The 25,376-nt window shown below is 68.8% G+C and carries 24 protein-coding genes; 13 read left to right on the top strand and 11 right to left on the bottom strand.

Annotated elements, in window-relative coordinates; genetic code table 11:
• Positions 1-3 precede the first annotated feature (3 nt).
• From PSS76_RS21425 to PSS76_RS21435, 3 genes are all read right to left on the bottom strand, one after another.
• Positions 4-1,209 (bottom strand): cation:proton antiporter, encoded by a 1,206-nt coding sequence (locus tag PSS76_RS21425; RefSeq protein ID WP_005513632.1) that lies wholly within the window; start codon positions 1,207-1,209, stop codon positions 4-6.
• A 21-nt stretch (positions 1,210-1,230) separates the two neighbouring features.
• On the bottom strand, positions 1,231-1,713 hold the full coding sequence (locus tag PSS76_RS21430) for a cation:proton antiporter regulatory subunit (protein WP_005513633.1): 483 nt from the start codon (positions 1,711-1,713) through the stop codon (positions 1,231-1,233).
• Between the two features lie 66 nt (positions 1,714-1,779).
• Entirely contained in the window at positions 1,780-2,148 is a 369-nt protein-coding gene (locus tag PSS76_RS21435) for a DUF952 domain-containing protein (protein WP_005513634.1), read from the bottom strand.
• A 246-nt stretch (positions 2,149-2,394) separates the two neighbouring features.
• Here PSS76_RS21435 and PSS76_RS21440 point away from each other — a divergent pair, with 246 nt between their 5' ends.
• Complete coding sequence (locus PSS76_RS21440; protein WP_005513636.1) at positions 2,395-2,598, top strand: DUF7455 domain-containing protein; 204 nt, start codon at positions 2,395-2,397, stop codon at positions 2,596-2,598.
• Between the two features lie 88 nt (positions 2,599-2,686).
• Here PSS76_RS21440 and PSS76_RS21445 read toward each other — a convergent pair whose 3' ends face one another.
• Positions 2,687-4,423 (bottom strand): DEAD/DEAH box helicase, encoded by a 1,737-nt coding sequence (locus PSS76_RS21445; RefSeq protein WP_005513637.1) that lies wholly within the window; start codon positions 4,421-4,423, stop codon positions 2,687-2,689.
• Positions 4,424-4,685: 262 nt separating this feature from the next.
• Between PSS76_RS21445 and PSS76_RS21450 the strand changes: the two genes are divergently transcribed.
• A complete protein-coding gene (locus PSS76_RS21450; RefSeq protein ID WP_005513639.1) occupies positions 4,686-5,795 on the top strand; it encodes a YihY/virulence factor BrkB family protein in 1,110 nt (369 codons plus the stop codon).
• Here the strand turns inward: PSS76_RS21450 and PSS76_RS21455 are convergent.
• Entirely contained in the window at positions 5,768-6,004 is a 237-nt protein-coding gene (locus PSS76_RS21455) for a DUF3039 domain-containing protein (RefSeq protein ID WP_005513641.1), read from the bottom strand. The two genes, PSS76_RS21450 and PSS76_RS21455, sit on opposite strands and share 28 nt — an antisense overlap.
• A 59-nt stretch (positions 6,005-6,063) precedes the next feature.
• Here PSS76_RS21455 and PSS76_RS21460 point away from each other — a divergent pair, with 59 nt between their 5' ends.
• The 3 genes from PSS76_RS21460 to PSS76_RS21470 all read left to right on the top strand — a co-directional run bounded on the left by PSS76_RS21460 (position 6,064) and on the right by PSS76_RS21470 (position 9,066).
• Positions 6,064-6,420 (top strand): DUF3099 domain-containing protein, encoded by a 357-nt coding sequence (locus tag PSS76_RS21460; protein ID WP_005513642.1) that lies wholly within the window; start codon positions 6,064-6,066, stop codon positions 6,418-6,420.
• Positions 6,421-6,467: 47 nt separating this feature from the next.
• A complete protein-coding gene (locus PSS76_RS21465) occupies positions 6,468-7,946 on the top strand; it encodes a DUF7782 domain-containing protein (protein ID WP_205316856.1) in 1,479 nt (492 codons plus the stop codon).
• Positions 7,947-8,097: 151 nt separating this feature from the next.
• Positions 8,098-9,066: a sigma-70 family RNA polymerase sigma factor gene (locus tag PSS76_RS21470; protein ID WP_005513647.1), complete on the top strand. Its 969-nt coding sequence runs from the start codon at positions 8,098-8,100 to the stop codon at positions 9,064-9,066.
• 99 nt (positions 9,067-9,165) lie between these two features.
• On the opposite strand, the gene PSS76_RS21475 is transcribed toward PSS76_RS21470, so the two are convergent.
• Complete coding sequence (locus PSS76_RS21475; RefSeq protein WP_205316855.1) at positions 9,166-11,862, bottom strand: bifunctional acetate--CoA ligase family protein/GNAT family N-acetyltransferase; 2,697 nt, start codon at positions 11,860-11,862, stop codon at positions 9,166-9,168.
• Positions 11,855-13,129: an acetoin utilization protein AcuC gene (locus PSS76_RS21480; protein WP_037084333.1), complete on the bottom strand. Its 1,275-nt coding sequence runs from the start codon at positions 13,127-13,129 to the stop codon at positions 11,855-11,857. The genes PSS76_RS21475 and PSS76_RS21480 overlap by 8 nt, the downstream gene beginning before the upstream one ends.
• A gap of 176 nt (positions 13,130-13,305) precedes the next feature.
• Between PSS76_RS21480 and PSS76_RS21485 the strand changes: the two genes are divergently transcribed.
• The gene (locus tag PSS76_RS21485) at positions 13,306-13,992 is read left to right on the top strand and encodes an iron-dependent transcriptional repressor DtxR (RefSeq protein ID WP_005513651.1); all 687 of its coding nucleotides are present in this window, start codon (positions 13,306-13,308) and stop codon (positions 13,990-13,992) included.
• 45 nt (positions 13,993-14,037) lie between these two features.
• Positions 14,038-15,033, top strand: coding sequence for a UDP-glucose 4-epimerase GalE (gene galE, locus PSS76_RS21490; protein ID WP_064059781.1), 996 nt, complete (start codon positions 14,038-14,040; stop codon positions 15,031-15,033).
• On the opposite strand, the gene PSS76_RS21495 is transcribed toward galE, so the two are convergent.
• Positions 15,030-16,142: a DUF4192 domain-containing protein gene (locus tag PSS76_RS21495; protein ID WP_064059780.1), complete on the bottom strand. Its 1,113-nt coding sequence runs from the start codon at positions 16,140-16,142 to the stop codon at positions 15,030-15,032. The genes galE and PSS76_RS21495 overlap by 4 nt on opposite strands.
• 151 nt (positions 16,143-16,293) lie before the next feature.
• Positions 16,294-16,989, bottom strand: a complete 696-nt coding sequence (locus tag PSS76_RS21500) for a DUF5642 family protein (RefSeq protein WP_081185324.1) — start codon at positions 16,987-16,989, stop codon at positions 16,294-16,296.
• 212 nt (positions 16,990-17,201) lie between these two features.
• Here PSS76_RS21500 and PSS76_RS21505 point away from each other — a divergent pair, with 212 nt between their 5' ends.
• The 5 genes from PSS76_RS21505 (at position 17,202) to PSS76_RS21525 (ending at position 23,077) form a co-directional block, all read left to right on the top strand.
• Positions 17,202-18,155: a proteasome assembly chaperone family protein gene (locus PSS76_RS21505; RefSeq protein WP_005513659.1), complete on the top strand. Its 954-nt coding sequence runs from the start codon at positions 17,202-17,204 to the stop codon at positions 18,153-18,155.
• A gap of 181 nt (positions 18,156-18,336) precedes the next feature.
• Entirely contained in the window at positions 18,337-19,374 is a 1,038-nt protein-coding gene (locus tag PSS76_RS21510) for an alpha/beta fold hydrolase (protein ID WP_005513661.1), read from the top strand.
• 73 nt (positions 19,375-19,447) lie between these two features.
• Positions 19,448-21,967, top strand: a complete 2,520-nt coding sequence (locus tag PSS76_RS21515) for a DEAD/DEAH box helicase (RefSeq protein ID WP_013415804.1) — start codon at positions 19,448-19,450, stop codon at positions 21,965-21,967.
• Positions 21,968-22,039: 72 nt separating this feature from the next.
• On the top strand, positions 22,040-22,690 hold the full coding sequence (locus PSS76_RS21520; RefSeq protein WP_205316854.1) for an ABC-2 transporter permease: 651 nt from the start codon (positions 22,040-22,042) through the stop codon (positions 22,688-22,690).
• A gap of 87 nt (positions 22,691-22,777) precedes the next feature.
• Entirely contained in the window at positions 22,778-23,077 is a 300-nt protein-coding gene (locus PSS76_RS21525) for a DUF1540 domain-containing protein (RefSeq protein WP_005513666.1), read from the top strand.
• 39 nt (positions 23,078-23,116) lie between these two features.
• On the opposite strand, the gene PSS76_RS21530 is transcribed toward PSS76_RS21525, so the two are convergent.
• Positions 23,117-23,548, bottom strand: coding sequence for a DUF5997 family protein (locus PSS76_RS21530; protein ID WP_005513668.1), 432 nt, complete (start codon positions 23,546-23,548; stop codon positions 23,117-23,119).
• Positions 23,549-23,621: 73 nt separating this feature from the next.
• Here PSS76_RS21530 and PSS76_RS21535 point away from each other — a divergent pair, with 73 nt between their 5' ends.
• Positions 23,622-24,392: a LysR substrate-binding domain-containing protein gene (locus PSS76_RS21535; protein ID WP_013415801.1), complete on the top strand. Its 771-nt coding sequence runs from the start codon at positions 23,622-23,624 to the stop codon at positions 24,390-24,392.
• Positions 24,393-24,407: 15 nt separating this feature from the next.
• On the opposite strand, the gene PSS76_RS21540 is transcribed toward PSS76_RS21535, so the two are convergent.
• Positions 24,408-25,337 carry a hydrogen peroxide-inducible genes activator gene (locus tag PSS76_RS21540; protein ID WP_005513671.1) on the bottom strand — a complete coding sequence of 310 codons (930 nt, stop codon included), beginning with the start codon at positions 25,335-25,337 and terminating at the stop codon, positions 24,408-24,410.
• Positions 25,338-25,376: the final 39 nt, after the last annotated feature.

Consider the following 25,376-nt stretch of genomic DNA (forward strand, 5'->3'; position numbering starts at 1 on the left):
ACGTCAGCTGGTGAGGAAGGGGTCCTTCGGGGCCCCTTCCTCTTTTGGTCGGGGAGGCTGGAACAGCCGGACGATCGGCTCGGCGACGCGGGCCCCGACCGGCCCCAGAACAGCCATGAGCAACACGTAGGCGGTCGCGAGCGCGGCGAGTTCACCCTCCACCGCGCCCGCGGAGACCGCCAAGCCGGCGATGACGATCGAGAACTCGCCGCGCGCGATCAGGGCCGCACCGGCGCGTGCCCGACCCATGACGCCGATACCTTGACGTCCCGCGGCCCACCATCCGGTGAGCACCTTGGTGGCAGTGGTGACGACCGCCAGGCCGATCGCGGGCAGCAGCACCGGTGGGATGGTCGTCGGATCGGTGTTGAGACCGAAGACCACGAAGAACATCGCCGCGAACAGGTCCCGAAGAGGCTCGAGAAGACGCGTTGCGTTCCGCGCGGTGGAGCCGGAGATCGCGATGCCGAGCAGGAACGCGCCGACCGCCGCCGACACCTGCAGTGACGACGCGAAGCCTGCGACGAGCAGTGCCGCGCCGAGCAGCTTGAGCAGGAACACTTCGCGGTCAGTGCTGTCCACGATCGCGGAGACGACACTGCCGTACCGCAGCGCGACGACGAGCACGACGGTGATGACGGCGAACGAGATCGCGACCGCCTGGAGCCCGCCCAGGAAGCTCACACCCGCGAGGACCGCGGTGAGAATCGGCAGATACACCGCCATTGCGAGGTCCTCGAACACCAGGATCGACAGGACCACCGGGGTTTCGCGGTTACCGAGCCGGCCGAGGTCGCCGAGCACCTTCGCAACGATGCCCGACGACGAGATGTAGGTGACGCCGCCGAGGGTCAGCGCCCCGACCGGACCCCACCCGAGCAGCAGTGCCAGCAGCGCGCCCGGCGCCGCGTTCAGCACGAGATCGACGACCCCGGCGAACCACGACCGCCTGAGCCCGGTCACGAGTTCGGAGGCGGTGTATTCGAGACCCAGCAGCAACAGCAGCAGCACGACGCCGATCTCGCTGGCGAGATGGCTGAATTCGCCGATGTCGCCGAGCTGGATGAATCCGCCCTCGCCGAAGCACAATCCGCCGATCAGGTACAGCGGGATCGGCGACATGCCGATGCGTCCGGCCAGTCGGCCGAGCACCCCGAGGGCGAAGAAGACAGCGCCGAGTTCGACGAGTGCCAGTGCAGTGCCGGTCATCGCGCGTCGATCGTGCCGGGATCAGCCGTGCGCGAGAATCTTGGCGGCGTGATCGAGACCCTCCTGGGTACCTACCGCGACCAGGAGGTCACCCTCGGTGAAGGTGAAGTCGGGATTCGGTGACGGCGCCACCTGTCCGGCCCGCATCACCGCGACGACGGAGACCCCGGTGCGGGTCCGCATCGCGGTTTCGCCGAGGGTGCGGCCGTCCCACGGCGAGTTCTCGCCGATCGGTAGCTGCCGGGTGCTGATGCCCGGCAGGTCGCGGTGTTCCTCGCGAAGCTGCGCGACCAGTTGCGGTGCGCCCAGCAGATTCGCCAGGACCGACGCCTCGTCCGAGTCGAGCGGAATCGAGGCCATGCAGGCGTCCGGGTCGTCGAGCTTGGAGACGATCAGATCGGTGCGGCCGTCACGGTGGGTGACCACCCCGATGCGCCGCCCGGTGGCCAGCGCGAAGTCCTTGCGGACCCCGATACCGGGCAGCGGCGTCACTTCGACGTTCATGGATAAACGGTAGCGCTCTTCACCGACTGCGGCCCGCGGCCCCTCTCGGCGCGTCTCGGGGTCCGGTCAGCCGACGGGTGGAAACAGTCCGTCGGCGCCGGGCCGGTAGTCGGTGACCTCGAGCACGGACTCGGCCGGCAGCGGGCCGTACAGATGCGGGAAGCGCATCGACGCCGGGTCCGACGGCACGCCCGGCTCCCACCGCGTCTCGGCGCCGAGACGGGCGGGATCCAGATACAGCAGCACGAGATCGGTCCTGCCCGCGAACAGGCGATTCGCGGGCAGATGGACCTGCGCGGGTGTCGAGAGGTGCACGAAGCCGTCGACGTCGAAACCGGGCGGGCGGCGGTGACCGGTCCTCCGCATCTCGTCCCATTCGGTTCGTGAACACAGGTGGACGAGCACGGCATCGGAGGCGGATCCTGCGCGGGACATGTACGGTTCCTTTCGGCCGACGCCCGGACGACAGCGACAAAAGTCAGCTGTCAGCGAACACCCTCATCCTCGCCGATCGCATCGTGCGAGTTCAGAGCGGGTGCTGTTAGGGACGACACACCGAGCGCGAATCGGGAACAACCCGATCAAGTCGAACGTCTGACAGAGTGGACCTACCGCGTCACCCCCGACGCGGCGGAAGACCCCAGGCGGTGGGTGCGAGCCCGCAGCCAGTTCGGAGGAGTCATGCCCGGAACACTGACCAGCCCCCCGTTGACCGCTGCCGACCGGTGCGACCGGTGCAGCGCCGGAGCCCGCGTGCGCGCCGTGCTCGCGAGCGGAGGAGAACTCCTCTTCTGCCAGCATCACGCCAACGAGCATGCCGATCGTCTTCGCGAGATGAACGCCACCATCGTGAGCGACTCGGAATCCTCCGCGACGACGATCTGACGCGTCAGCCTCCGGGCGGACCCCCGTCCGTCCCCGTTCCCGAAGCGGGCGGCCACCCAGGTGGCCGCCCGCTTCGGCGTTTGCGGGTTCACCACTGCCGCAGCGTCGCGATCCGGTCGGTGAGTTGTTCCACCGTCGCGATCGCGGTCGGCGGACCACCGCAGGCGCGGCGGAGTTCGCCGTGGATGATGCCGTGCGGCTTCCCCGTCCGGTGATGGTGCATGGCCACCAGCGAGTTGAGTTCGCGCCGCAGATTCGCCAGCTGGCCCGCCGAAGCCACCCGCTCCGCGACCTGCGGAACCGGTGGAGGTACCGGCGCTTCCGCGGCGGCCGCGGGCTTGTCGATCTGGCTCTGCTGCCGCTGCCGCAGCAGTGCGCGCATCTGTTCGGCGTCCAGCAGTCCGGGCAGTCCGAGATAGTCGGCTTCCTCGTCGGACCCGGAGAACGTGGCGGTTCCGAACGAAGAGCCGTCGTAGATCACCTGGTCGAGTTCGGCGTCCGCACCGAGCGAGGTGAACGCCTTCTCCTCCTCGCCGGGCTCGTCCTTCTGCTTGTTCGCATCCGCGATCAGCTCGTCGTCGAGGCCGTCCTTCTCGCGGTGCGGCTTGCCGAGGATGTGGTCACGCTGCGCCTCGAGCTGGCTCGCGAGATCGAGTAGGACGGGAACCGACGGCAGGAACACGCTCGCCGTCTCCCCCTTCACGCGCGATCGCACGAACCGCCCGATGGCCTGTGCGAAGAACAGCGGCGTCGAGGCACTCGTGGCGTAGACGCCGACGGCGAGGCGCGGCACGTCGACACCCTCGGACACCATGCGCACCGCCACCATCCACGGCTGCGTGCTCTTGGAGAACTCCGCGATCCGCTTGGAGGCGGTGGGATCGTCGGACAGGATCAGCGCGGGCGCTTCCCCGGTGATGGCCTCGAGCTGTTTCGCGTAGGCGCGGGCCACGGTCTGGTCGGTCGCGATGACCAGACCGCCGGCGTCGGGCATGCCGCCTGCACGAAGCTGGCCGAGCCGCGTGTTCGCGGCCGCCAGCACCGACGGAATCCAGTCGCCGGCCGGATCCAGGGCCGTCCGCCAGGCACGGGCCGTCTGCTCGGCGTTCAGCGGCTCGCCGAGGCGGGCGGCGAACTCCTCGCCGGCGCTGTTGCGCCAGCGCGCCTCACCCGAGTAGGCGAGAAAGACGACCGGGCGGACGACGCCGTCGGCGAGCGCGTCGGAGTAGCCGTACGTGTGGTCGGCCTTCGAGCGCTGGTGACCCTCGTTGTCCGGTTCGTAGGTGACGAACGGGATGGGACTGTCGTCGCTGCGGAACGGGGTTCCTGTGAGCGCGAGGCGGCGGGTCGCGTCGCCGTACGCCTCGCGGATCGCGTCGCCCCAGCTCTTCGCGTCGCCGCCGTGGTGGATCTCGTCGAGGATCACCAACGTGCGTCGCGCCGCCGTGCGGGCATGATGCTTGAACGGGTGGGAGGCGACCTGCGCGTACGTGACCACGACACCGTGGTAGTCCGCCGACGTCTGTCCGGTCGAGTTGGAGAAGTTGGAGTCGAGCGCGATGCCGTTTCGCGCGGCCGACTCGGCCCACTGGTGCTTGAGGTGCTCGGTGGGCGCGACGACCGTGATCTGGTCCACGGTCCGATCTCGCAACAGCTCGGCCGCCACCCGCAGTGCGAACGTGGTCTTACCGGCTCCCGGCGTGGCGACCGCGAGAAAGTCCCGCGGCTTGGTCGCCAGGTACTTGGTGAGGGCGCGCCGCTGCCATGCTCGCAGGGAGCCGGTGGGAGCAGGTGCAGTTTCGACGGTTCCGGGTTCAGCGCTCACATCGCACCTCGCCACAGTCTTCGCACAGTTGTTCCCACTCCTCGCTTCGCCGACAGGGGTCACGGCTGCTGCCACGGCACGGTCTCGGAGCCCCGATCTCCGGCAACGACCCCCGAGGAGCCTAGCGCCCGACACCGACCGTTTCAGCATCAGCTCGGGGCGCCGACCGAAGCGGCAGGTGAGCACCCGCTGACGGAATCGTGCCGACACGGCCGCACCCCACCGAGCATCTCGGCGCGTCGTCAGGAATCCTGGAAGCATCATGGGCGAGACTCCGGCAGCGAAGAAGCACCGACCGTTCAAGCGGTGCGCTCAGGTCGTGGGCCGGACCGCGAGCAAGGCCTGGGACGACTCGATCTTCGGCAAGTCCGCCACGGCCGCGTTCTGGCAGACGCTCTCGCTGCCCCCGCTACTGCTGGGCCTGCTCGGCAGCCTCGGCTACGTCGGCGGCTGGTTCGGCCCCAACACCGTCGAGATCATCCAGTCGAAGATCATCACGTTCAGCCACACCGTGTTCAGCGAGAACGTCGTCGACCAGATCATCCAGCCGACCGTCGGCGACGTCCTCGGGCGCGGGCGGCCGGAGATCATCTCGGTGGGCTTTCTGCTGTCGCTGTGGGCGGGATCGTCGGCGATATCGACGTTCGTCGATTCGATCGTCGAGGCCCACGGCCAGCAGGACGCCCGGCACCCGGTGTGGCAGCGCGTGTTCGCGCTGCTGCTCTACGTCGGGTTCCTCATCCTCGCGGTCTTCACGTTGCCGCTGGTCGCGCTGGGCCCGACGATTATCGGCCGCGTGCTGCCGGAATCGTGGCACACGGTCGGGACGGAGATGGTGGATGCGTTCTACTACCCCGCGGTGGGCCTGCTGCTGATCATCGGCCTGACGACGCTGTACAAGGTTGCGCTGCCGAAGTCGCTGCCGTGGCACCGACTGCTGGGCGGGGCACTGCTCGCGGGAGTGTTCTTCATGGCGGCCAGCACGATTCTGCGCTGGTATCTGAGCGCGATAGCCGGCACCGGCTACACCTACGGCGCGCTCGCCACGCCCATCGCGTTCCTGCTCTTCACGTTCTTCCTGGGATTCGCGGTGGTGCTCGGCGCCGAGTTCAATGCCACCATCCAGGAGTTCTGGCCCGCCCGGGCGACCCGCATGGAGCAGGTCCGCGACTGGATCGCCGCGCAGGCTGCGATCGATGCGTCGGACGAAGCCGGACCGGTGACCGCGATCACGAGGCGAATCACGACCGGACCGATCCGCTTCACGTCTGATCGCTCACAGTCCGAGGACACCGAATCGGTGGACACGCCCGAGGTCGACGCATCCACCGAGGAGCCGACGGATCAGTCGCCCTTGCGCAACCCGTCGTAGATCTTCTTGCACTCGGGGCACACCGGCGACCCGGGCTTGGCGGACTTGGTCACCGGAAAGACCTCGCCACACAGCGCGACGACATGCGTTCCCATGACCGCGCTCTCGGCGATCTTGTTCTTCTTCACGTAGTGGAAGAACTTGGGAGTGTCGTCGTCCGTCGTCTCGTCAGTGGTGGTGTCGGGACGTTCCTTCGTCAAAGTGCTCACCCCTCAATAATGCCGCAAGCGCATGTGCAATTGCCGCCCGAGAGTGGAACAGTGGAACCATGGCGAGAACATCGGGGTTCGGCGACTCCGCCGAGAGCGGCACACCCCGCCACCCGGCACTGATCACCGAGGCGCAGCAGTCCATCGAGGATCAACACCGAGCGCGCGTGAAGAAGTACCTGACGATCATGTCGTTCCGGATTCCCGCGCTCATTCTCGCGGCGCTCGCGTACGGTGCGTTCGGCAACGCCTGGATCTCGGTCGGCATCATCGCGCTGTCGATTCCGCTGCCGTGGATCGCGGTCCTCATCGCGAACGACCGGCCACCGCGCTCGAAGGACGAACCCAGCCGGTACGACAACCGCAACTCGTCCCGCGCGATCGAGTCGCGGAACGACCGCACCATCGAGGGTTGACTCGCGCGGCCGACCGGTCGTGACCGGCCTGCTGCAACAATGCTCGCGTGACCCGTGATCTCCTGCTGTCCGTGTGCGGCCCCCTTCGCGAGGCGCTCACGCGCTGCAAGTTCGACACCGACTCGATTCTCGACCTCCTGGGCCCGCAGGCCCACGCCGCCCTGGACCGGCACGAGCCGGTACCGGTCCGCCGCGCGTCCGCGGTCGGCGGCGATCTCGGTCTTCTCGTTCGACTGTTCCTGCTCGGTGACGACTGCGACGTCGCCGACGTCGCGTCCGCGCTGAGTCCTCTCGACATCGACGACGCCGTCGCCGCCGGCCTGCTGTCGCGTGACGGCGACACCGTGCGGGCCGAACTGGATCTGCGCCCGCTGGATCTGGGCACCGGCAACCGGTGGGTGCTGTCCGACCTCGACGGCTCGATGCGGACTCGCCCCACCGCCGACGACCACGTGATCGGTGTGGGTCACGCGTCCCTGTCCTTGTTGCAGGGCACCCCCACCCGTCCGGTCGGCACCGTGCTCGACGTCGGCACCGGATGCGGCATCCAGGCGCTGCGCGCGGCGGACTATGCGGGCACGGTGACGGCAACCGACGTCAACCCGCGGGCGACCGACCTGACCGCGGCCACCGCGGCACTGAACGGACTCGACTTCGAGATCCTCGAGGGTTCGTGGTTCGAGCCGGTCGCGGGCCGCACCTTCGATCAGATCGTCGCGAACCCGCCGTTCGTGGTCAGCGAGGCCCGGGTGGTCAACAGCTACCGCGACTCGGGTCTGGACCTCGACGGCGCGAGCGAACTGATGATCTCCGAAGCCGCGGACCATCTCGCACCGGGCGGGACGGCCGCGATGCTCGCGTCGTGGCTGCACGTCGACGGCGAGGACTGGCGCCACCGGGTGGCGTCGTGGCTGCCCGCTCACGGCGTCGACGCGTGGATCGTCCAGCGTGACGTCGCCGATCCCGCTCTCTACGTCGGGACGTGGCTGCGCGACGGCGGCGGCGATCTGCGAGATCCGGCGGTGCAGGCCCGCGCCGAGGCGTGGCTCGATCATCTCGCCGAAGCCGATGTCGAGGGGGTCGGATTCGGGTTCGTCTACCTCCGGCGGACGGATGCGCCGTCGGACATCCTGTGCGAGGACCTGCGGCACGGTTTCAGCGATCCGCTCGGCGACGAGGCACTCGCCTACTTCGACCGGCTGGCATGGCTGCGCGAGCACGACGTACTCGCGTCGCGTTTCACGGTGCGCCCCGACACTGCCCTCGAACGGGTCTTCCTTCCCGGCGACGACGGCTGGAAGCAGGTGGTCGCGCGGGTGCACCGCGGCACCGGCCCGCAGTGGCAGCACGAGGTGGACGATCTGGCGGCCGCGCTGCTCGCGGGAATGCGCGGTGACGGGTTGGTGTTGGAAGAACTCGTCACGCTACTCGCCTTCGCGCACGACGAGGACGAGGAGTCGCTGGCCGCCACCGCGATACCGCTGGTGCACTCGCTGGTGCGTCACGGGTTGATCGAACCCGCCTGACGCGTTCCCGGGCACGTACCTTCTCAGGAACTTCTCAGGGGACCTCGGCGATACCCGCAGGTCAGGGGCGGCGACGACGAATCGTCTCGGGAACTTTCCCGGACCGTCGAAGCGTTGAGGGATATGAGACACCCCGACGAGGAGGCAGGTCATGACAAGCCCCGGCACCACTCGACCCCGCACCATCGACTCCGATCTGGACGGCCAGAGCCCGGCCGCAGATCTCGTTCGCGTCTATCTGAACGGGATCGGCCGTACAGCCCTGCTGACGGCCGCTGACGAGGTCGATCTGGCGCGGCGCATCGAGGCGGGGTTGTACGCCGCGCACGTGCTCGCGACCAAGAAGCGGCTCACCGCGGCCAAGAAGCGCGATCTCGCGACCATCGTCCGGGACGGCGAGGCAGCACGCCGCCACCTCCTGGAGGCCAATCTGCGCCTCGTGGTGTCGCTGGCGAAGCGCTACACCGGACGCGGCATGCCGCTCCTGGACCTCATCCAGGAGGGCAATCTCGGCCTGATCCGCGCGATGGAGAAGTTCGACTACGCGAAGGGCTTCAAGTTCTCCACGTACGCCACGTGGTGGATCCGTCAGGCGATCACGCGCGGCATGGCCGATCAGAGCCGAACGATCCGACTGCCCGTCCACCTCGTCGAGCAGGTCAACAAGCTGGCCCGGATCAAGCGTGAGCTGCACCAGCAGCTCGGGCGCGAGGCCACCGACGAGGAACTGTCGCAGGAGTCGGGCATCCCCGAGCACAAGATCGCGGACCTGCTCGACCACAGCCGCGACCCGGTGAGCCTGGACATGCCCGTCGGCAACGACGAGGAAGCGCCGCTGGGCGACTTCATCGAGGACTCCGAGGCCACGTCCGCGGAGAACGCGGTCATCGCCGGGCTGCTGCACAGCGACGTCCGTAGCGTCCTGGCCACCCTCGACGAGCGGGAGCAGCAGGTGATCCGCCTGCGCTACGGCCTCGACGACGGCCAGCCGCGCACCCTCGACCAGATCGGCAAGCTGTTCGGTCTGTCCCGCGAACGCGTGCGGCAGATCGAGCGTGAGGTGATGGGCAAGCTCCGTCAGGGTGAGCGCGCCGATCGTCTGCGCGCCTACGCGAGCTGACCCCTTCTCGACCGGCTTCCCGGCCGATCTTCCGTACCCTCCCCCTCGGGTCCGGAAGGTCGGCCGGGTTTCTCGTTCACGGAGGTTCGCGGCGGTCGGTCACCACTCCCGCAGCCGGCGCGGACCGAGATCGGCCATGCTCAGCTCCGGCCCGATCCGCACCCGGGCGTCGGTGACCTGCGCGCCCTCGGCGGACGCGAGCACCGGCTCGCACGCGAGCGACCGCACCTCGGGCAGGTCGTCGGCCAGGGCCGACACCCGCTGGACCAGGTCGACGAGCGCCTTCTTGTTCACCGGCGCTGCGCTGCGGTAGCCGGAGAGCAGCGGCGCGGCCTTGGGCGCGTCGATCAACTCGGTGGCCTCGTCCTCGGTCAGCGGCAGCACCCGGTACGCCCGGTCGCCCAGCAGATCGGAGATCACGCCGGCCAGACCGAACGAGATCAGCGAGCCGAACGAGGGGTCGTCCTGTACCCCGACAACGCAGCCGATGCCCTTGGTGGCCATCTTCTGCACGTGCAGCAGCGGCTCGCCCGACGCGGCCGCGAGATCCCGGTACGCGAGCCGCACCGAGTCCGGGCCCACCAGATCCAACCGCACGCCACCGAGGTCCGGGCGGTGTCGCCACAGTTCGCCGGTCGCCTTGACCGCGACCGGGTATCCCAGTTCGTCGGCCGCGGCGACAGCTTCGTCCTCGGTGGTGGCGGCCCGGAACTCCACCACGGGGACGCCGTAGCACTCGAGCAACTGCGCGGCCTCGAAGTCCGACAGCCAGCGGCCGTTCGACTCCCCCAGCCAGCTCTCGACGAGAGTGCGCGCCCGATCGGAGTCGATGCCGTTGGGACGGACCACCTTCGATACCGGCCGGCCCCGCCACGCCGCGTAGCGCCACGATCGCGCCAGGGCCAGCGCCGCCCGCTCGGGGCCGGGGAACGACGGGACCGACCCCCGCGTCGGGAAACCGTCGGGCCCGCGCACAGCGAGGACGTCCGGGATGCCCTCGGCGGCGAGGAACGTGGTGAGGATCGGCTTGTCGGTGTCGACGACGGCCTCCCGCAACGCCTGCGCGTACGGTTCGACGGCGACCGCGACGGGCGGCGCGAAGACCGCGATGACGGCGTCGACGTCGAACGACGCGAGGGCGGTGGAAACCGCGTCGGCGAACACCTCGGGTGTGGCCTGCGCACCGAGATCGACGGGCTCCCCCACCTGCAGGCCCTCGCGCCGCGCCGCGTCGACGGCCAGCACGCCGAGCGCGGTCGAGTTGCCGACCACCGCCACTCGCGGCCCCGCCGGTAGCGGCTGATAACCGAACAGCAGTGCGCAGTCGAAGAGCTGCGAGATCGAGCCGACCTGCACGACGCCGGCCTGCTCGAACAGCGACCGCACGATCGAGTCGTCCATCTCGACCCCCGTCGCCGCGAGCGCGGGGGGCACCGCGTGGCGGCCACTCTTGACCGCCACGATCGGCTTGTTTCGGGCGACCCGGCGAGCGATCCGGGAGAACTTCCGGGGATTGCCGAAGCTCTCCAGGTACAGCAGCACCACCTCGGTGTCCGGGTCGGTGTCCCAGTACTGCAGCAGGTCGTTGCCGGAGACGTCCGCACGGTTACCGGCCGACACGAACGTCGACAGGCCCAGGTGCCGCTTCGCGGCCTGGTCGAGGATCGCGATGCCGAGGGCGCCGGACTGGCAGAAGAAGCCGACCCGCCCCGGCTTGGGCAGCACCGGCGCGAGCGTCGCGTTCAGCGACACCGCCACGTCGTTGTTCGCGACGCCGAGCGCGTTCGGGCCGATAAGGCGCATGCCGTGCGCGCGAGCCGCGTGCACGAGGCGCCGCTCGGAGTCACGCCCGTCCGGGCCGGTCTCACCGAACCCCGCCGACACGACCACGAGCGCCTTGACCCCCTTGGCCAGGCAGTCGTCGAGCACCGCGTCGATCGACTCGGCCGGGACGGCCACGACGGCCAGGTCGACGTCGTCGGGGATGTCGCGCACCGTCGGGTAGGCACGCACCCCGCGCACCGATCGGTGCTCGGCGTTGACCGGGTACACGGGCCCGGAGAAGTTGCCCTGCAACAGGTTCGCCAGAACGGCGTTGCCGACCTTGGAGCTGTCCGTGGAGGCACCGATCACGGCCACCGATCGCGGGCTGAGCACGTTGCGGACACTGCGGGCCTCGGCGGCGCGTTCGCGCGAGTTCCGCACCGACAGCAGCGCCTCGGTCGGGTCGATCGCGAATTCGAGGCGCAGCACACCGCCGTCGAAACTGCGGCTGACCTGGTATCCGGCTTCCCGGAACACCGAGACCATGTTGCGGTTCTCGGCGAGGACCTCGGCGACGAACATGTTCAGACCATTCTCGGCGGCCGCGCCCGCGAGGTGCTCGAGCAGGATCGGTCCGAGACCGCGACCCTGATGCGCGTCGGCCACGACGAAGGCGACCTCCGCCGAGCGTCCGTCACCGACGTCGAGCAGACGTTCGTACCGGCCCACCGCGATGATCTCGTCGCCGAGGATCGCCACGAAGGCGACGCGGTTGCGGTGATCGACCGTCGTGAAGTTGACGACGTCCCGGTTGGACATGGTGGGGTACGGGCCGAAGTACCGCAGGTAGCGGGTGCGTTCGGACAGCTTGCCGTGGAACTCGACGAGTTTGTCGGCGTCCTCGGGAACGATCGGCCGCAGATGGACGACACCCCCGTCCGACGCGAGTACGTCGGCGAGCCAGTGTCGCGGAAAGTTCCGCGCGCGTTCGAGATCGACCGTCTTGCCGTCTTTGGCGGTGCCGTCAGTCACGGGGATCCTCCGGATCGAGGCCGAGCAGTGGGAACGTGGCGCGACGAGTCGCGATGATCGCCGCGTCGATGCGGGTGAGGGCGCGGTCCATCGAAGCCACTCCCGTCTCGGGAGTTCCTCCCGGTCCGTCCCACGGCAGATACTTCGTGTCGCCGCCCTCCCCCATCGTCGTCGGCAGGTCGACGCTCGGCGCGACGGCATGCGCCTTCTCCCGCCAGCCGTCGGGAATCGCCGTGGCGGGGTCGATCTCACGGTCGAGTGCGGTCGCGATCAGATGGGTCCACGATCTCGGTACGACCCGGACCAGGCCGTATCCGCCTCCACCGACAGCGAGCCAACGGCCCTCGGCGTACCGATCGGCGAGCTCGCGCATCGCGAGATACGCGGCCCGCTGACCGTCGACGGTCAGTGCGAGATCGGCCAGCGGGTCCTCGCGATGATTGTCGGCACCGCACTGGCTGATGACGATCTGCGGCCGGAACCCGGCGATCGCGGCCGGCACGACCGCGTGGAACCCTCTCAGCCACAGCGCATCACTGGTGCCGGGCAGGACCGGGAGGTTGATCGCGGTGCCTTCGGCGGCGCCCGACCCCACCTCGCTCGACCAACCGGTGTTGGGCCACAACGTCGCGGGGTGCTGGTGGATGGAGATCGTCATCACACGCGGGTCGCCGAGAAACGCGTGCTGGACGCCGTCTCCGTGGTGGGCGTCGATGTCGACGTAGGCGATCCGGTCGAAGCCGTTGTCCAGCAACCAGGAAATGGCGATCGCGGCATCGTTGTACACACAGAACCCGGATGCCCAGTCCGCCATCGCGTGGTGCATTCCGCCGCCGATGCTCACCGCGCGGCGGGCGCGGCCGGACGCGATCTCCTTGGCGGCGGCGAGCGAACCACCGGCGAGGACGGCGCTGGCCTCGTGCATGCGCGGGAAGATCGGGTTGTCGTCGGTACCGAGTCCGTGCCGCGTCTCCAACTCCGGGGGCAGCGCCGTGTCGGGGCCGTCGCCGGCGAGTTTGACCGCGTCGATGTAGGCGGGGGTGTGGATGCGGAGCAGATCGGCGTCGGAGGCGGCGTCGGGGCGGACCACCTCCGCCGCGTCGATCAAACCCAGTCCGTCGGCGAGCGCCATCGTCAGATCGAGCCGGGTGGGGTTCATCGGATGCTGCGGACTCCAGCGGTAGCTGAGATAGTCCGGACTCCAGACCACGACGCGATCCGATCCGGTGGTTGCTGTGCCCCTCCCGGGACCTGACGACACGGCCATTCACCCAAGCTACTTGGCGCGACGGCGCCCGCGCGAGGCGCCACGAACCGTGTCGGGCGCACGGGTCGGCGGCCCACTCCGGGCGGCGCCCGAGCGACGCGTTTCACGTCGACGCCCGAGCGGGACCGACAAACCGGAATGCCCGGTAGAATCACGCCAGACGAAGGGGTGTGAGAGTGAAGGATCTGGTCGACACCACGGAGATGTATCTCCGGACGATCTACGACTTGGAAGAAGAGGGCGTCGTCCCGCTCCGCGCGCGGATCGCCGAACGACTCGAGCAGAGCGGTCCGACCGTGAGCCAGACGGTTGCTCGCATGGAGCGCGACGGACTGCTCCAGGTGGCGGGTGACCGTCATCTCGAGCTCACCGAGAAGGGCCGCAACCTTGCGGTCGCGGTGATGCGCAAGCATCGCCTCGCCGAGCGTCTGCTCGTCGACATCATCGGCCTCGAATGGGATCAGGTGCATGCCGAGGCATGCCGCTGGGAGCACGTGATGAGCGAGGACGTCGAACGGCGCCTCGTCGAGGTACTGAAGAACCCGACGACCTCGCCGTACGGCAACCCGATCCCGGGTCTGGCGGATCTGGGACTCGACCGTCCGGTGGGCAATGCGGAGACGCTCATCCGGCTCACGGACGTGCCGCCGGGCAAGCCGACTGCCGTGGTGGTGCGGCGCCTCGCCGAGCACGTGCAGTCCGATCCCGAACTGATCGGTCAGCTCCGCGAAGCGGGCGTGGTCCCCGATGCAAGGGTTACAGTCGAGACCCGACCCGGCTCGGTGACGATCACCGCGTCCGGTCACGACGAATTCGACCTTCCCGAGGAAATGGCCCACGCCGTCCAGGTGAAGCAGGTCTGACACCTCGCTTCGCGTGTGCGGTCGCGGCACGCGAGGAGATGAACTGTGAGACTTCTGGTTACCGGCGGCGCAGGATACGTCGGCAGCGTGTGCACCACCGTGCTGCTCGAGCGTGGCCACGAGGTGGTCGTCGTCGACGACCTCTCGACCGGAAACGCCGACGCCGTGCCGGCAGGTGCCGAGTTCATCGAGGGTGACATCGCCGCTGTTGCCGGATCCGTGCTCGGATCCGGCAACAGCACACCCCGTTTCGACGGTGTGTTGCATTTCGCCGCACAGTCGCTGGTCGGCGAGTCCGTCGAGCGTCCGGAGCAGTACTGGCAGGGCAACGTCGTGACGACGCTCGCGCTGCTCGAGGCCATGCGGCTGTCGGGCACACCCCGCCTGGTGTTCTCGTCCACCGCGGCCACCTACGGCGAGCCGGAACGCACACCCATCACCGAGGACGCACCGACCCGTCCCACCAACCCGTACGGCGCCACGAAGCTCGCGATCGACCACGCGATCACGTCGTACGCGAACGCGCACTCGCTCGCCGCCACCAGCCTGCGCTACTTCAACGTCGCCGGAGCCTACAAGGGCGCGGGTGAGAACCGAGTCGTGGAAACACATCTCATTCCCCTCGTGCTCCAGGTCGCGTTGGGTCAACGCGAGAAGATCTCCGTCTTCGGCACCGACTGGCCCACCAAGGACGGCACCGCGGTGCGCGACTACATCCACGTCCTCGACCTGGCCGACGCCCACCTGCTGGCCCTCGAGTCGTCGGTCCCCGGACACCACCGCATCTACAACCTCGGTAGCGGCGCCGGATTCACTGTCCGCGAAGTCATTTCGGCCTGCGCGCGGGTGACCGGCCTGCCCATCGCCGCCGAGGACGCCCCCCGGCGCGCGGGTGACCCTGCCGTGCTGATCGCGTCGAGCGACCGTGCCGTGGACGAACTCGGTTGGCGCCCGGCACACACCGACCTCGACGAGATCGTCTCCGACGCCTGGACGTACCTCCAGGCCTTGGGTGATCGGTCGCACGCCGCCCGTCGCTAGTCCGCCGGCGGGGGCAGACGCACGCCGAGTTCCGCCGCGATGCCGCGCCCGACGTCGGCGAGCTCGCGCAGGACGCAGGGGCGCACTCCGCGCTGCAGAGCATCGTCGAGAAGATTGGCCAGACGGTGGCAGGGGTCGGCCGCGAGTGCCGCAGACAGGGCCACCCCTGCCATCGGTCCGTCACCCCGCAGGTACGCGCTGAATCCGAGGAGCGCGAGCGGTTCGGCCCGTTCCGGCTCGGGCAGTGCGCGAGCCAGGACGATCCACAGCTGCTCGGCGGCATCTGCGTCGCTGCCGGCGGACAGCGCGAGCAACGCATCACGGGCCCGCGAATTCTCCAGCACGAGAGCCAGTTCCGCGCATTCCTCGGGTGTCAGCTCGTCGCCCGAGGCGGTCTGCGCGATCCTGGCGAGCACCAGTTCGACGCAACGCCGGTCGAAGCTGACCGGATCGGTAGCGCTCCGCGCCATCCCGTCGCCTCGCGTGATCCGCTCACGCGCAGCGTCGATGTGGTCGGCGACATCCTGCTGCTCGCCGAGCGAGTCGGGGATCAGAACCGCCTCGAGTTCGTCCCGGGAGGCTCGAATTGCGCGGCCGCCGAGGACCTGCGCCACGGCGACCCTCGACGCCGTCGGGTCCGGGAGTGCTCCCCGCACGCTGCCGGTTAGGTTCGTCCACGGGGCGCCCGCCTCGATCCGGCCGACGAGATGCGTCGCGGCGATCGAGATTCCCTGCTCGCCGAGCAGCTCGTCGAACGCATCCACGATCTGCCCGTACGGCGCGAGATCGCACGATTCGGGCCGGTCCGGCAATCGGTCGTCGACCATGACGACCAGGATGCGGTCCGCACCTTCCCGGACGGCCACCGCGGTGAACTGTCCGAGGACCGTGCGCATCAGCGCGGGCTCGCGCGGCCGCAGATCGTGCCGCATCACGGCGCCGACCGAGGTACCGGTCAGACAGATCGCGACGAGCGAACGGTGCGGGTGGAAGCCGAGCAGGGCGGGAACCGCGCTCACGAGGTCGCCGGGCTCGGAGATGCGCACGGCGTGGGACGTACGCGGATCGCGTGGACAGGGTGAGCCGTGTGCCGAGGTCGATGTCGTCATGCCACGACGATGCTGGGTGTCCCCGACGACGTGATCTCGGCGAACTGGGACGATCCCTGCCCTGTGGATGAGGTCGACGGCTGTGCACAACCCTCGGTTACGGCAGCCGGACGCGTCCTGTCTGTCGGGCCGGGGTGTTAAGGCCGCGAGCTCACCCGGCTCGGACCTTCTGCACGGCGGCGGTGAAGAGTTCGTCCAGGACGTCGGCGTCGCTCCCGTCCGGCGCCGTGTCGAACGACATGAAGGTGGCCTGGATCCGCACGTCGTCGATCTGAGCCATCAAGGTGAGCATCGACTGCGTCACCGCCCCACCGGGCCCTCCGGATTCGACCGTCCGGTGCAGTGCGAGCGTGTGGTCCACCTCGATCCGGGGTGGACGGGTGATCGCGGTACGCACCTGCACGTCGACGCCGTTCGCCGTGGCGGTGACATCGGGACATTGGACGAGTTGCGCTTCGAGTTCCGAAAGCGGAGTCGACACCCGGACCAGTTCGATCGTGACGGTGGAGCGGCTCACCGAATCCGTACCGACCGCGATCGCGGTTCCGTTCGCGGTGTAGTCCTGCTGCGGCGGTTTGCACCCGGGCGGGTCGACCCTGGCGCCGGGCGCGATCCCGGTGAGGTCGGGCGCCGCCTGCGAAACGGCCTGTGTGGGAAGAACGACGGCGGGGTACGCGGGCGGGAACGCCGCCGGCTCGAGCAGCAACTCTCCGAGCGGCCGCGATGCCACCCCTTTCTCGGCAGGCCTCGCGGTGCCGGACACCACCGACCCGCAACCCGCGACGAGCACCACGGCGGCCGACGCGAGCGCGGCCGAAACGAGTGCGCAGTGCCTGCGCTCCGTCATGTGGCGTCCTCCTGCACGATCCGCTCGCGTTCTGCCCGTCCGCCACACCCTGTCACACGGCAGGACCGGACGGAATGATTCGACAGCCTGCGGTGTTGGTCCTCTGACGGCGGGGTACCGACCCCGGCCACGCGCCTCTCCGGCTCCCGTTTCGGACGACGGGACCCCGTGAGGGACACTGGAAGAAGACGTTCGAAGGAAAAGGAGCCGTCATGGACGAGCAGTCGAAGATGTACGAGCTGGAATTCCCGGCACCGCATCTGTCCTCGGCCGACGGCCAGGGGCCTGTGCTGATCCACGGCCTCGAGGGCTTCTCCGACGCCGGACACGCGGTGAAGCTGGCCACCAAGCACCTGCGCGAGAGCCTCGAGACCGAACTGGTCGCCTCGTTCGCGGTGGACGAGCTGATCGACTACCGGTCGCGACGCCCCACCATGACGTTCAAGGCCGACCATTTCTCGGACTTCGACGCTCCGCAACTGAACCTGTATGCACTGCGCGACACCGCCGGCACCCCCTTCCTGCTCCTCGCGGGCATGGAACCCGACCTGCGGTGGGAGCGGTTCACCACCGCGGTCCGGCTGCTCGCGGAACAGTTGGGCGTCCGCCGGACCGTCGGCATCAACGCGATTCCGATGGCCATCCCCCACACGCGGCCGCTGAGCGTGACGGCGCACTCGACGAACAAGGAATTGATCGAGGACCACCACCGCTGGTCCGGCGAACTCCAGGTGCCGGGCAGTGCGTCGTCCCTCCTCGAGCTCCGTATGAGCCAGCACGGACACGAATCGGTGGGCTTCTCGGTACACGTGCCGCACTACCTCGCGCAGACGGAGTACCCGGCCGCCGCCGAGACGCTGCTCGAGAACGTCATGGAGATCGCCGACCTGGAGCTGCCCCTGGTCGCCCTCGGTGAGGCCGCCGCGCGGGTGCGCGAGCAGATCGACGAGCACATCACCTCGAACGAAGAGGTGCAGTCGGTGGTGAAGGCGCTCGAGAACCAGTACGACTCCTACGTCGCGGCGCAGGAGCAGCAGTCGACGCTGCTGGCCGGCGACGAGGATCTGCCGAGCGGAGACGAACTGGGCGCCGAGTTCGAGCGGTTCCTGGCGGAGCAGGCCCGGATGGACGGGGAGGGCGACCGGGACACCGACGAGGACCGCTGAGGAACCTCGTTGCCGAGCCGTTCGGTCGTTCGTCCAGGTATCGTCGATAACGAAACCTTTACGTTATCCGAAGTCACACTTGTGACAACTGCGCCACCTACGCTCTCGGTGCACGGGTATACTCGGACGATCGATTATCTGAGCGTCGCCCGCCTGTCGGGTGGGGGCTTCAGGAGGCGATATGAGCGACTCTCGAACGCGGATGCTCCGCCCGGTGCCGGACACCGAGCCCCGGATGGTCTTCCGGACCATCCACGGCTACCGGCGCGCTTTCCGCATCGCCGGTGAGGGTCCCGCGCTGCTCCTGATCCACGGGATCGGCGACAACTCGTCGACGTGGAGCGAGATCATTCCGCACCTGGCCGAGAAGTACACGGTCATCGCCCCGGACCTGCTCGGACACGGGCGCTCGGACAAGCCGCGCGCGGACTATTCGGTCGCGGCCTACGCGAACGGTATGCGGGATCTGCTCTCGGTGCTGGACGTCGACAAGGTGACGGTCGTCGGCCATTCGCTCGGCGGCGGCGTCGCGATGCAGTTCGCATACCAGTTCCCGCACATGGTCGACCGTTTGGTGCTGGTATCGGCGGGCGGTGTGACCAAGGACGTCCATCCGCTGCTCCGGCTCATCACGATGCCCGTGGTGAACGAGGCACTGAAGCTGATCCGACTACCGGGCGCGATGACGGCGGTCCGCGCTGTCGGCGACGTGGTCTCCCGCATCCACGGCTCGCCGCTCCGCCCGGGCACGATGCTGCACGACACGCCGGACCTGGTCCGGGTGCTGAGCGCGCTCCCGGACCCGACGGCCTACGAGGCCTACCTGCGGACACTGCGATCGGTCGTCGACTGGCGGGGACAGGTCGTCACGATGCTCGACCGCTGTTATCTGACGGAGAACCTGCCCGTCCAGCTCATCTGGGGTGCGCGGGACTCGGTCATACCGGTCAGTCACGCGCGTCTCGCGCATTCCGCGATGCCGGGTTCGCGGCTGGACGTGTTCGAGGATTCCGGTCACTTCCCGTTCCGGGACGACCCGATTCGCTTCCTCGACGTCCTCGAGGGCTTCCTGGAATCGACGTCGGCGCTCGAGTTCGACGAGGACCGGTGGCGCGCTCTGCTGACGAACGGAGTGGGCGAGTCCACGATCACCGGCGCCCCCGAGACGCGGATGGCAGTGCTCGACGCGATGGGGTCCGACGAGCGCAGCGCCACCTGATCGCCGCACGCCGCCCGCGGGCCCGGATTGCCCGCCTCGCCCGGGTGTCCCTACGAGGCTCTAGCCTGTAACGGTGCTGCTAACCGATCTGCTTCCCGCCACCGTCGATCCTTCCGACGTCGATCCCGACGCCCTGTTCGACGCGTTCACCTCGTGGACGAACGATCGTGGCCTGCAGCTGTACCCGGCGCAGGAGGAGGCGCTCATGGAGCTGGTCTCCGGGGCGAACGTGATCCTGGCGACGCCGACGGGCTCGGGCAAGTCCATGGTGGCGCTCGGCGCCCACTTCTTCGCGCTCGCCGAAGGTCGTCGCACGTTCTACACCGCACCCATCAAGGCGCTGGTGAGCGAGAAGTTCTTCGCGTTGTGCGAGGTGTTCGGTGCCGACAAGGTCGGGATGATGACCGGTGACGCGTCGGTGAACTCGTCGGCGCCGATCATCTGCGCCACCGCCGAGATCGTCGCGAATCTCGCGTTGCGCGAGGGTGCCGGCTCCGACATCGGCCAGGTCGTGATGGACGAGTTCCACTTCTATTCCGAGCCGGACCGGGGCTGGGCCTGGCAGGTGCCGCTGATCGAGTTGCCGCAGGCCCAGTTCCTGCTGATGTCGGCGACGCTCGGCGACGTCACGCACCTGCGGGAGGACCTCACCCGCCGGACCGGACGTCCGACGACCGAGGTGTCCGGCTCCGAACGTCCGGTGCCGCTGCACTTCTCGTACTCGCAGACCCCGATCGGCGAGGAGATCGAGGAACTCGTCACCACCCACCAGGCCCCGGTGTACGTCGTGCACTTCACCCAGGCCGCGGCACTCGAACGCGCGCAGGCGCTGACCAGCGTCAATCTGTGCAGCCGCGCCGAAAAGGACGCGATCGCCGAGGCCATCGGCGCCTTCCGGTTCACCACGGGCTTCGGAAAGACACTGTCGCGCTTGGTCCGTCACGGTATCGGGGTCCATCACGCCGGCATGCTGCCCAAGTACCGCCGGCTCATCGAACGCCTCGCACAGGACGGCCTGCTCAAGGTCATCTGCGGCACCGACACACTCGGCGTCGGCATCAACGTCCCGATCCGTACAGTCCTGCTGACGGGCCTGACGAAGTTCGACGGCACCCGCACCCGCCAGCTGCGGGCTCGCGAGTTCCACCAGATCGCCGGACGCGCGGGACGGGCCGGCTACGACACGATGGGCACTGTCGTCGTGCAGGCGCCCGAGCACGAGATCGAGAACGTGCGGGCGCTCGCCAAGGCGGGCGACGATCCGAAGAAGCGCCGGAAGGTCCAGCGCAAGAAGGCGCCCGAGGGTTTCGTCTCGTGGGGTGAGGGCACGTTCGACAAGCTGGTCGCAGCCTCCCCCGAGCCGCTGGTCTCCAGGTTCTCGGTGAGCAATTCGATGCTGCTCAACGTGATCGCCCGCCCGGGCAACTGCTTCCAGGCGATGCGTCACCTGCTCGAGGACAACCACGAGCCGCGGCCCGCGCAGCGCAGGCACATTCTCAAGGCGATCCGCCTGTACCGCGGCCTGCTGCAGGCGGGAATCGTGCAGCAGCTCGACGAGCCGGACGAGTGCGGGCGCATGGCCCGGCTGACGGTGGACCTGCAGCGCGACTTCGCGCTCAACCAGCCGCTGTCGCCGTTCGCACTCGCCTCGCTCGAGCTGCTCGATCCCGAATCGCCCGGCTACGCACTCGACGTCGTGTCGGTGATCGAGTCCACCCTCGACGACCCTCGACAGATCCTCATGGCGCAGCAGCATGCGGCGCGCGGCGAGGCTGTGGCCGAGATGAAGGCGGACGGTATCGAGTACGAGGAGCGGATGGAACTCCTCGAGGAGATCACGTGGCCGAAGCCGTTGGCCGACATCCTCTTCCCGGCGTTCGAAACCTACCGCGCCGGGCATCCGTGGATGAACGAGTTCGCCCTCTCCCCCAAGTCCGTGGTTCGCGACATGGTCGAGCGGTCGATGACGTTCGCCGAACTCGTCAGCCACTACGGCCTCGCACGTTCCGAAGGCCTCGTGCTGCGTTACCTCGCCGACGCGTATCGGGCTCTGCGGCAGACGGTTCCGGCGGAGGCCCGAACCGAGGAGCTCGAGGATCTCACCGAGTGGCTCGGTGAGCTCATCCGCCAGGTCGATTCGAGTCTGCTCGACGAGTGGGAACAGCTCACCAACCCCGGCGCCGAGTCCGACGATCAACAGGTGGCGTTCGGCGCAGACATCCCGCGGCCGATCACGGCGAACGCCCGTGCGTTCAAGGTGATGGTGCGCAACGCGATGTTCCGCCGTGTCGAGTTGGCGTCCCGGCAGCGCTGGGACGAGCTCGCCGCACTCGGTGACGGCCTCGACGCCGACGACTGGGCAGACCTGCTCGAGTTGTACTTCGACGAGTACGACGAGATCGGGACCGGCCCGTCCGCGCGCGGCCCGCTGCTGTTCCAGGTCACCGTCGAGCCGACGCTGTGGCGGGTCCGACAGGTCCTCGAGGACCCGAACGGCGACCACGGGTGGGCGCTACTCGGAGAGGTCAACCTGGCGGAGTCCGACGCGGCCGGCGAGGTCGTCTTCGACGAATTCGAGGTGTCCGAGGGCTGATTCGCCCCCGCGCCCCCGCGTGTTGCCCGCCGGCTTCGACGAAAACGGACCGCGTCGGGCTACGGTCACGGCATGACCGACGTCGTGCTGGGCATCCTCGCAGTATTGGCCGGAGCCGTCTTCTGCTTCCGCGGGCTTCCCGCGATGCGCATCGTCATCGCGTTCTGGGGCGCCTTCGCCGGCTTCGGTCTCGGTGCGGCTCTGGTGGCCGCGATCGGTGGTGACAGCTACCTGTCGACCGCGCTGGGGTGGGTCGTCGGCGTCCTGGTCGCGATCCTGTTCGCGGTTCTCGCGTACCTCTACTATGCGGTGGCCGTGGTCCTCGCGATGGCGTCGGCCGGATTCGCACTCGGCGCGGGCGCGACGGTGGCGCTGGGAGTGACGTGGAACTGGGTGATCGTGCTCGTCGGCGTCCTGATCGGCATCGCTCTGGCGGTACTCGCCCTGGCGGTGGATCTGCCGGCGATGCTGCTGGTGATCGTCAGCGCACTCGGTGGCGCCGTCGCGATCGTCGGAGGAGCGATGCTTCTCACCGGCGTGCTCGACGCCACCGACTTCGGTCATGCATCGATCACCCGCACCATCGACGACGACTGGTGGTGGTACGCCTTCTACCTCCTGCTCGCCGTCGCGGGCGTGGTGGCGCAGCTGCGGTTCCTCGGCCGCGAGCGTTCGCTGCGCGCGCAGTGGCAGCGGGCGCCCGAGCGCCACCAGACCGCTTAGGGCAGCCCATCCTTGCTGGTCAGGCCGTCATGGCGCGGCTACCGTGAGGTGGCACGAGGACAACCGTCGAGATGTCCGGAGGGCCACATGACCACAATGGAGATGCCCCACGTCACCGACTGTTCGGTGACCGACTGCTCCTACAACCACGACGGCTGCCACGCCTTCGCGATCAACGTCGCGGGCAGCAACGGCAGCGCCGACTGCGAGACCTTCATTCCGCTGTCCACCAAGGGTGGATTGGACACCGTGACGAGCATGGTCGGGGCGTGCCAACGCGCCGACTGCAAGCACAACCGCGACCTCGAGTGCGCCGCCAGCGAGATCCGGGTGGGCGGCGGCTCCGGCGACCACGCCGCGCGGTGCCTCACCTACAGTCCGCGCTGACCCGGCCGGAGCGCAGCGTCGACCGGCCGGGCCACCTCGTCACTCGGACGGCTTGAACGGCCCGGCGTTACGCGGACGACGGTTGGACTGTTCACGCTTGGCGGCCTGCTGCTCGCGAATGCGCTTCTCCTCCTTGCGGACTGCCACCAGATTGGCGCGCTCGGCGACGAGCCAGTCGGGCTGTTCGGCGAGCAGCGCTTCGATCTGTGCGGTGGTGAGCGCTTCGTCGACACCGCCGCGAGCGAGCCCGGCGATGGAGACACCCAGCTTGGCGGCGACGACATCCTTGGGGTGGGGACCCTCCTTGCGCAGGGTCACGAGCCACTCCGGCGCGTCGGCCTGCCACGCGTTGAGTTCGTCGCGGGTCACCACACCGTCCTGGAACTCTGCGGGGGTGGCCTGGAGGTACACACCCAGCTTCTTCGCCGCGGTCGCGGGCTTCATCGTCTGGGGGGTCTTCTGCGACGTCATGTGTCAAGGGTATCGACCACGCATGACGCGGCTGCACGGGTGGCTCCCGAGATCGGCCGGGTAGCCTTGCCCGGTGACCGAGGCGACTGCATCCCGACCGTTCCGGCTCGCGTACGTCCCCGGTGTCGTCCCCGCGAAATGGGTTCGGATCTGGGGAGAACGCGTGACCGATACCCCGCTCGAACTGGTGGCGGTCGATGCTGCCGACGCCACGGCAGCCCTGCGCGAGGATCGCGCCGACGCGGCCCTGCTACGACTACCGATCGACCGGGACGGGCTGAGCGTCATCGCCCTCTACGAAGAGGTGCCGGTCGTGGTGGTCCCCAAGGACCACGTGTTCACGGCCGCGGAGGAGGTCGACCTCACCGACCTCGCCGAGGAACTCGTGCTCGATCCCCTCGACACCCCGTTGACGTGGGACGCGCTGCCGGGAAACCCGGCACAGGATCGCCCCGCCACCACGGGTGACGCGATCGAACTGGTCGCCGCCGGCGTCGGCGTCGTGACGGTGCCGATGTCGCTCGCCCGACTACACCATCGCAAGGATCTGACCTACCGCCCGATCGCGCACGGTCCCGCCTCGCAGGTCGCGTTGTCGTGGGTGGAGGATCGCACGACCGACTTGGTCGAGGAGTTCATCGGCATCGTGCGCGGACGCACGGCCAACAGCTCGCGTGGACGCAATCCGCACGAGACTCCGAAGACCAAGTCCAAGGCGCCGCGATCGGCTCAACCGCGCACAGCGAAGCAACAGCCGGCCACGTCGGGCAAGGCGCGCGCCCAGGACTCGCGTCGCGGCAAGCCCGGCAGCAAGGCCAAGCCCGGCGGACGCAAGCGGCGCTGAAACGCCTCGGCCGTCTCAGGCGGCCACGGTGACGCCGGCCGGCGCCGCGGCCCGCAACAGCCCCGCCAGTTGCCGGTAACCCTCGGCTCGACCGCTCGAGGCCCGGAACACGAGTCCCACCGTCCGCCCCGGCGCGGGTGCGGCGAAGCGCGCGGTGCCCAGATCGCCGCGGCGCGTCTCGACCGGCACCGCGGAGTCCGGGACGAGGGTCACGCCCAATCCCCCAGCGACGCACTGCACGACGGTTGCCAGCGAGGTAGCGCGGGTGTCCCCGGACAGGGGGTGGGCGTCGACCGAACGGCACAGATCCAACGTCTGGTCGCGCAGGCAGTGGCCCTCGTCCAGCAGCAGGAGCGGCAATTCGTCCAATACCTGAAGAGGCAGGTCGTCGCGGCCCGCGAAGACGTGATCCCGTGGAAGGACGACCACGAAGTCCTCGCGGTAGAGCGGAATCTCGATCAGCCCGGGCGCCTCCGATGGCAGGGCGAGGACGGCGACATCGATGGCGCCGGCACGCAGGGATTCGAGCAGCCTTGCGGTCTGGTCCTCCACGACCTGGGGCACGAGGGCCGGCATCTCGCGGCGGACCGCGGGCAGCAGCGCCGGGAGCACATACGGCGCGACGGTCGGGATCAGACCGATACGCAACGGCCCGACGAGACTGTCGCCCACACCGGCGGCCGCCGCGACGAACCCGTCCGCGGCATCGAGGATCAGCTTTGCCTGCGCCAGCAACTGCTCACCGGCCGAGGTGACCAGGACCCGCCGGGTGCTCCGTTCGATCAACTGCACGCCCAGACCGTTCTCGAGCGAGGCCAGCGACTGGGACAGCGTCGGCTGACTCACGCTCAACCGCGCGGCGGCGGTACCGAAGTGGCGATACTCGGCCACCGCGACGAAGGCACGCAGCTGTGACAGTGTCGGTTGATAGGTCCCATCAGCCATGCCTATCAGTGTAGTAGGACCTATCGCCTTACCCTCTCG

Source organism: Prescottella sp. D32 (genome assembly GCF_037287305.1).
Classification (GTDB): Bacteria; Actinomycetota; Actinomycetes; order Mycobacteriales; family Mycobacteriaceae; genus Prescottella; species Prescottella equi.